The 6,758-nt window shown below is 56.7% G+C and carries 7 protein-coding genes; 5 read left to right on the top strand and 2 right to left on the bottom strand.

Features of this window, described 5'->3' with window-relative positions; genetic code table 11:
* Positions 1–207 precede the first annotated feature (207 nt).
* Positions 208–822 (bottom strand): tyrosine-type recombinase/integrase, encoded by a 615-nt coding sequence (locus MLD24_RS06505; protein WP_248165408.1) that lies wholly within the window; start codon positions 820–822, stop codon positions 208–210.
* A gap of 486 nt (positions 823–1,308) precedes the next feature.
* Here MLD24_RS06505 and phnD point away from each other — a divergent pair, with 486 nt between their 5' ends.
* The 5 genes from phnD to MLD24_RS06480 are packed head-to-tail and all read left to right on the top strand — an operon-like array spanning position 1,309 to position 5,676.
* Positions 1,309–2,256, top strand: coding sequence for a phosphate/phosphite/phosphonate ABC transporter substrate-binding protein (phnD, locus tag MLD24_RS06500; RefSeq protein ID WP_248165406.1), 948 nt, complete (start codon positions 1,309–1,311; stop codon positions 2,254–2,256).
* Positions 2,257–2,274: 18 nt separating this feature from the next.
* Positions 2,275–3,093, top strand: coding sequence for a phosphonate ABC transporter ATP-binding protein (gene phnC / locus MLD24_RS06495; RefSeq protein WP_248165404.1), 819 nt, complete (start codon positions 2,275–2,277; stop codon positions 3,091–3,093).
* Positions 3,094–3,912, top strand: a complete 819-nt coding sequence (gene phnE, locus MLD24_RS06490) for a phosphonate ABC transporter, permease protein PhnE (protein ID WP_248165402.1) — start codon at positions 3,094–3,096, stop codon at positions 3,910–3,912.
* On the top strand, positions 3,909–4,724 hold the full coding sequence (gene phnE / locus MLD24_RS06485) for a phosphonate ABC transporter, permease protein PhnE (protein WP_248165394.1): 816 nt from the start codon (positions 3,909–3,911) through the stop codon (positions 4,722–4,724). The genes phnE (MLD24_RS06490) and phnE (MLD24_RS06485) overlap by 4 nt, the downstream gene beginning before the upstream one ends.
* 4 nt (positions 4,725–4,728) lie before the next feature.
* Positions 4,729–5,676 carry an HAD-IIA family hydrolase gene (locus MLD24_RS06480; protein WP_248165392.1) on the top strand — a complete coding sequence of 316 codons (948 nt, stop codon included), beginning with the start codon at positions 4,729–4,731 and terminating at the stop codon, positions 5,674–5,676.
* Positions 5,677–5,686: 10 nt separating this feature from the next.
* Here MLD24_RS06480 and arsB read toward each other — a convergent pair whose 3' ends face one another.
* Positions 5,687–6,757, bottom strand: a complete 1,071-nt coding sequence (gene arsB / locus MLD24_RS06475) for an ACR3 family arsenite efflux transporter (RefSeq protein WP_248165390.1) — start codon at positions 6,755–6,757, stop codon at positions 5,687–5,689.
* Position 6,758 lies beyond the last annotated feature (1 nt).

Raw genomic sequence — 6,758 nt, 5'->3', positions numbered from 1 at the left:
CGCCCCAGAAAACGGCTGGGGTACCGCACACCGGCGGAGGTGTTCTGGGGAGAATATTCCGGGGCACTACCAACGAGCGGTGCTGCACTTATTGTTTGACTTCAGGGTTTAAACGACTGAAGGAGCCTGATCGAAGCCCGAAGGTGACCATCGACCGGATCTGGCAGCGTCTGCAACATCTAGCGACCAAGTAGCCAGGTTACGCATTCAGATCTCAATGCTCTCGGCTATCTCCAAAGCGTCCTCGACTTCAACGCCAAGGTATCGCACGGTGCTCGACATGTTCGTGTGCCCCAACAGCAACTGTACAGCTCGCAGATTTTTGGTCTTCTTGTAGATCAATGTAGCTTTGCTTCGTCTCATCGAATGGGTTGCGTAGACTGAAGGATCAAGTCCAATGCTGGTTATCCATTTTTTGACGAGACGGGCATATTGATGGGTAGTGATGTGGTCGAACTTTCTCATCCGACTCGGCCACAAATAATCCATACCTGAGAGTCCGCGCAATTCTATCCACGCTTCAACCGATTCGCGCGTCTTTTTCGTTATCTCAAATTGAACAGGTTGACTGGTTTTCTGCTGAGTGACTTGCGCCCGATCCAGAACCTCTCCATTTCTGGAAATATCTCGAACCAAGAGCTTTACCAAATCGCAGGACCGGAGCTTGCAATCAATTGCCATGTTGAACATCGCCAGCTCTCGGATGTTCCTAGCAATCTCCAACCGAATACGGATAGCCCATATTTGTTCGAGTTTGAGCGGTAGTTTCTGGCCAACGAGCTTTCCCTTATTCCAGGGAGCTTTGCTGATAAGAAGTGTCATGGTGTGGCCCTCTTTGGAAGGTAAGGGCCATTAAGTATGGCTCAGGAAATTGTTTCCTGTTGTCCAACCTGGTCGCAAAGCGAACATTCAGGCGGACCGACCAACGCTTTCCCTCGCCCCCTTTTGAGAGTGTCCGCAGTGACGCGGCAGAGCTGGATTTTCCAACCCTGGGTAGACCTATTACGGCGTCAGGGTCGGCTTCGACAGCTTCGGGGAAGTGGTTCTGGAAGCTAAAAATCACAGGGCTAGCGTCAATGGATGTTGGACACGCGAGCCCCCGAGTCATAGACCTTCGTAACGCTTCGTTATTCAGGGGGCTCAGCTGTTCCAGGTCAGCCTTCGAAAGGATTGATACGTCCAGTGTCTGAATTCTGTTCTAACCTGCCTCAGGAACCTTTTTGATAGGACAATCATTGTCACAAAAACATCATCAACTGAGCTTACGGTTTCTTCAGAGTTATCCCTAGTGATCTGAGGAGACAAACAATGAAAAAGCTTCTGACCTTGGCCTGTGCCACCATGCTCACACCGGTATTGGCCCATGGTGCATTCCAGCTCGACAGCCGTTACCAAGACAACGACGGCGACCTGATTGCTGACATCCCCTCTGATGAGTCAAAGCTGGTGGATCCCTCAACCCTGGTCTTTGCCTATACTCCGGTAGAAGATCCGGCCGTTTATAAAGAAGTGTGGTCCGAGTTTCTCGATCACCTAGCGGAAACCACTGGCAAGAATGTCCAGTTTTTCCCGGTACAGTCCAACGCAGCGCAGATTGAAGCCATGCGTGCGGGCCGCCTGCATATCGCGGGCTTCAATACCGGTTCCAACCCGCTGGCTGTCGCCTGTGCCGGCTTCCGCCCGTTTACCATGATGGCAGCAGCCGATGGCTCTTTTGGCTATGAAATGGAAATCATCAGCTATCCCGGCTCCGGCGTGAATGATGTGGAAGACATTCGTGGCGGCGAGCTGGCCTTCACCTCGCAGACATCCAATTCCGGCTTCAAAGCACCTTCCGCCATTCTCAAAGCCGACTACAACATGATCGCCGGTGAAGATTTCGAGCCGGTGTTCTCTGGCAAGCACGACAACTCCATCCTCGGTGTTGCCAACAAGGATTATAAAGCTGCCGCTGTTGCAAACTCGGTGCTCAACCGGATGCTCAGCCGGGATGTGGTCAGCGAAGACCAGATTGTCAGTCTGTACAAGTCCCAGACTTTCCCCACCACGGGTTACGGCATCGCCCACAATCTGACACCGGAACTGCAGGAAAAAATCCAGGACGCGTTCTTCTCTTTCAACTGGGACGGCACTGCGCTGGAAGAAGAGTTCTCGAAATCCGGTGAAGCCCAGTTTGTGCCCATCACCTTCAAGAACCACTGGGAAGTGATTCGCAAGATCGACGCAGCCAACGGTGTTGCTTACAACTGTCGTTAACAGGCCGGGCGGTACCAAGTGCTGAAACTGGACAAGGTTTCGAAAACCTACAAGACCGGCGACAAGGCCCTCCACAACGCCTGCTTTGAAGTTCCGGCAGGCCAGGTGGTGGGCCTGATCGGACCCTCAGGGGCGGGCAAATCCACCCTGATCCGCTGCATCAATCGACTGGTGGAGCCCACCCAGGGCTCAATCACCCTGGGCGACACTGAGCTTACCGGGTTGAATCGTCGGGAGCTGCGTCGCGCCCGGCGGCGGATTGGCATGATCTTCCAGGAATACGCCCTGGTGGAACGCCTGACCGTGATGGAAAACGTGCTGTCGGGTCGGCTGGGCTATGTGCCAGCGTGGCGCTCCTACCTGCGAAAATTCAGCCCGGATGATATCGCACAGGCCTTCTCCCTGCTGGATCGGGTCGGCCTTGCCGATCATTACAACAAACGGGCGGATGCGCTATCAGGTGGCCAGCGGCAGCGTGTCGGCATTGCCAGGGCTCTGGAGCAGAACCCGGAATTGCTACTGGTGGATGAACCCACAGCCTCCCTCGATCCGAAGACCTCCCGGCAGATCATGCGGCTGATTCGCACCGCCTGTCAGGAGCGCAACCTGCCCGCGATCATCAACATTCACGATGTGATGCTCGCACAACAGTTCTCGGACCGGATTATCGGCCTGAAGGCTGGCGAAATTGTGTTCGACGGCGCGCCGGATGCGCTCACCGATGAGGTGTTGACCACCATCTACGGGGATGAAGACTGGACCCAGCTGCGTGGCGACAACGCCGAACAGTCAACGGATCCGGAAGCACCGGCGGTCGATCTTGCGGAGGGGGTGTAAATGGCTGAAGCGCCAATGGCCCAATCCTATCCTACCCGCTGGAAACGACCTCCGGTATTGCTGACACATCCTGTATGGCGGAAGATCATCCTGCTTGGTGGCCTTGTATACCTGGTGCTGGCCATTCAGACCGTTGAGGTTGACTGGCAGCGTGTCTATCTGGGGCTGGAGCGCGGCTGGCGATTCGTTCAGGGCTTTCTGGTTCCGGATTTCACCTCGCGCTGGAATGATATCTACGCCGGCCTGATGGAGAGCCTGACCATGACCGTGACGTCCACCGTCGCTGGCATCCTGATTTCCGTGCCCATCGGCATTGGCGCGGCCCGCAACCTGGCGCCGGCGCCGGTATACCTGGCCTGTCGAGGCATTATCACCGTCTCGCGATCCTTTCAGGAAGTGATCATTGCCATCCTGCTGGTCGCCATGTTCGGGTTTGGTCCCTTTGCCGGGTTTCTGACCCTGGCCTTCGCCACCATCGGCTTCCTTTCCAAACTGCTGGCTGAGGAAATTGAAGACTGCGACCGTAGCCAGATTGAGGCTATCCGGGCCACTGGGGCCAGCTGGTGGCAGGTGGTCAATTACGCGGTTCAACCCCAGGTCATGCCCCGTCTGGTTGGGCTGTCCCTCTATCGGCTGGACATCAACTTCCGGGAATCCGCGGTGATTGGCATTGTCGGCGCCGGCGGTATCGGGGCGACCCTAAACACTGCTATCGACCGTTACGAGTACGACTCGGCAGGGGCCGTCCTGATCATCATCATCGCCATTGTTCTGGTGGTGGAATACTCGTCCTCATACATCCGCAGGTGGGTACAGTGAACACTCAGGTTCCCGGGGCACAATCATCCTGGCAGTTCCGGACTCCGAAGCAGACCCTGCTGCGCTGGCTCGGTTGGTTCTGGCTTGTTGCCCTTACCGTTTTCTGCTGGCAGGTCATGAATGAGAATACTATCTGGGCCTTTGTCATTGATGCGCCGGACCAGGCCGCCGACATCGGCGACCGAATGTTCCCACCGGCCTGGAGTTACATTAACAATCTCTGGGAACCACTCTGGGACACCATCAACATTGCTACCCTTGGCACCCTGCTGGGCATTCTGATCGCTGTGCCTGTTGCGTTTCTGGCAGCCACCAATACCACCCCCAGTACCCGATTCGTGAGACCGCTGGCGCTTTTTATTATTGTCGCCTCCCGCTCCATCAATTCTCTGATCTGGGCTCTTCTGCTGGTAGCGATTATTGGTCCCGGTCTGCTCGCGGGCATCGTCGCAATCGGCCTGCGGTCCATCGGCTTTATTGCCAAATTGCTGTATGAGGCCATTGAGGAGATCGACGATAAACAGGTGGAAGCTGTGCGGGCCACCGGAGCCTCAGGCGCTCAGGTGATCGATTACGCGGTGGTGCCACAGATTCTGCCGGCGTTCTGGGGCATCAGTGTGTTCCGCTGGGACATCAACATCCGTGAATCGACCATTCTCGGGCTGGTGGGCGCTGGCGGGCTCGGGATACAACTCAACGCCTCCCTGAGCACCCTGGCCTGGAATCAGGTGGCCATGATCTTCATCGTGATTCTTGGAACCGTCGTGCTCTCGGAATGGGTTTCCGCAAAGGTTCGTGAGGCGGTACTCTAAGCCGATGATCGATACCCACCCGATTTCCTTTGCTGGCCTGACGCCTTCCCCTGCCTGGGCGTTCGCCGAATATCAGCGCATCCGCAAGACTCTGCCTGCCGGCTTGCCGTCGGAACAGGCTCCCTGCACACGGGAACTGGAATCACTCGAACCTCTTCTCGACCATTTCCAGGTGTTTGTATTCGACGCCTTTGGCGTGCTGAACGCAGGCCCCCGGGCCTTTCCTTCAGCCATAAGCCGGATCAGACAGCTCCAGCAACGGGGCAAGACCGTCAGGATCCTCTCCAACGCAGCCACTGCCAGCCACAGCGCGCTTGTCGCGAAGTACCGGAGTATGGGTTTCGATATCGGGCATGATCAACTGATTTCCAGCCGTTCGGTGCTTGAGCAGTCGTTATCTCGCCAACTCCGCAAAGGCAGGTTCGGTGTCCTTTCACCCGCATCTTCCGCTCCGGATACCCTGGGGGTCGACTGGCTGCCGGTCCGGCCAGGCATCCGGGCAGACGATCTGGACCGGCTGGACGGTTTTATCTTCCTGAGTAGTGAGGGTTGGAATGAAGAAATTCAGGAAGCGCTGGCCAAGAGCCTGGCGCGCCACCCGCGCCCGCTGCTCGTGGCCAATCCCGACCTGGTCGCCCCCAGAGGCGATTGCCTGACTCTGGAACCCGGTTACTTCGCGCACCTGTTGATGGGCCAGTCCGCCATAGAGCCGGAGTTTTTCGGCAAGCCGTATCGACCCGCATTTGATTCAGTACTGGAAACGCTGAAAGGCGTTGACCCGGTCGATGTGCTGATGGTGGGTGACACACTGCATACAGACATTCTGGGCGGCCAGGCCGCAGGCATGAAAACCATGCTGATAACAGCAGAAGGCGCCTTGCAGGGCATGAACATTCCAGACTGCATTTCGCAGTCTGGAATTGTGCCGGACTTTATCGCTCCGATGATTTAACGTTGTTCAATCAGGCGGGAAACCGGTTCCGCGTGCGATTGGCTATTTTTACCAGCATCAGCATAAGCGGTACTTCCACCAGAACACCCACTACCGTGGCCAGCGCTGCGCCGGATTGCAGGCCGAAGAGCGCGATGGCTGCGGCCACCGCCAGTTCAAAAAAATTACTGGCGCCGATCATGGCGCCGGGCGCCGCGATGCAGTGGCGCACCTTCCACAAACGAGCCCAGCCGTAGGCCAGGAAGAAAATCAGGAAGGTCTGGACAATCAATGGCACGGCGATCAGCAGAATGTGCAGAGGATTGTTCAGGATCACTTCACCCTGAAAGGCGAACAGAAGTACCAGGGTGACAATCAGTGCCGCCGGGGTAACAGGGCCGAGACGCTCCATGAACACTTCGTCGTACCAGCGCTGTCCCCGGCGGGCAATCAACTTGCGTCGGGTCAGGTAGCCGGCGGACAGCGGGATGACAATGTACAGCACCACGGAAATTATGACGGTATCCCAGGGTACTTCGATATCGGAGATGCCCAGAAGGAACACAACAATCGGTGCAAACGCAAACAACATGATCAGGTCGTTCAGGGACACCTGCACCAGCGTATAGGCGGCATCGCCCCTGGTCAGGTAGCTCCAGACGAAGACCATCGCAGTGCACGGAGCCGCACCCAGTAGGATCGCACCGGCCAGGTACTCGCTGGCCAGTCCCGGGGCAATCCATGGCTCGAACACCACCATCAGGAAGAACCAGGCAATCGCAAACATGGTGAAGGGCTTGATCAGCCAGTTGACGGTGGTGGTGATGGCCAAGCCTTTGGGTTCTTTTCTCACTCCGACCACGGCGCTGAAATCAATCTGTGCCATCATCGGGAAAATCATCGCCCAGATCAGAATGGCGATGGGAATGGAGACCTGAGCGTATTCGAAACGGGACAGGGTTTCCGGTATCACCGGCGCAAACTGGCCGAGCGCCACGCCGGCGATGATGGCCAGAGCCACCCACACCGACAGATACCTGCCGAACAGATCCATGCCTTCGCCAGAGCTTTCCGCCTGGGTCATTTCGGTGCTGCTATTCATC

This window comes from Marinobacter xestospongiae (assembly GCF_023156385.1).
GTDB classification, from domain to species: domain Bacteria; phylum Pseudomonadota; class Gammaproteobacteria; order Pseudomonadales; family Oleiphilaceae; genus Marinobacter; species Marinobacter xestospongiae.
This window is presented reverse-complemented; position numbering and strand designations above follow the sequence as displayed.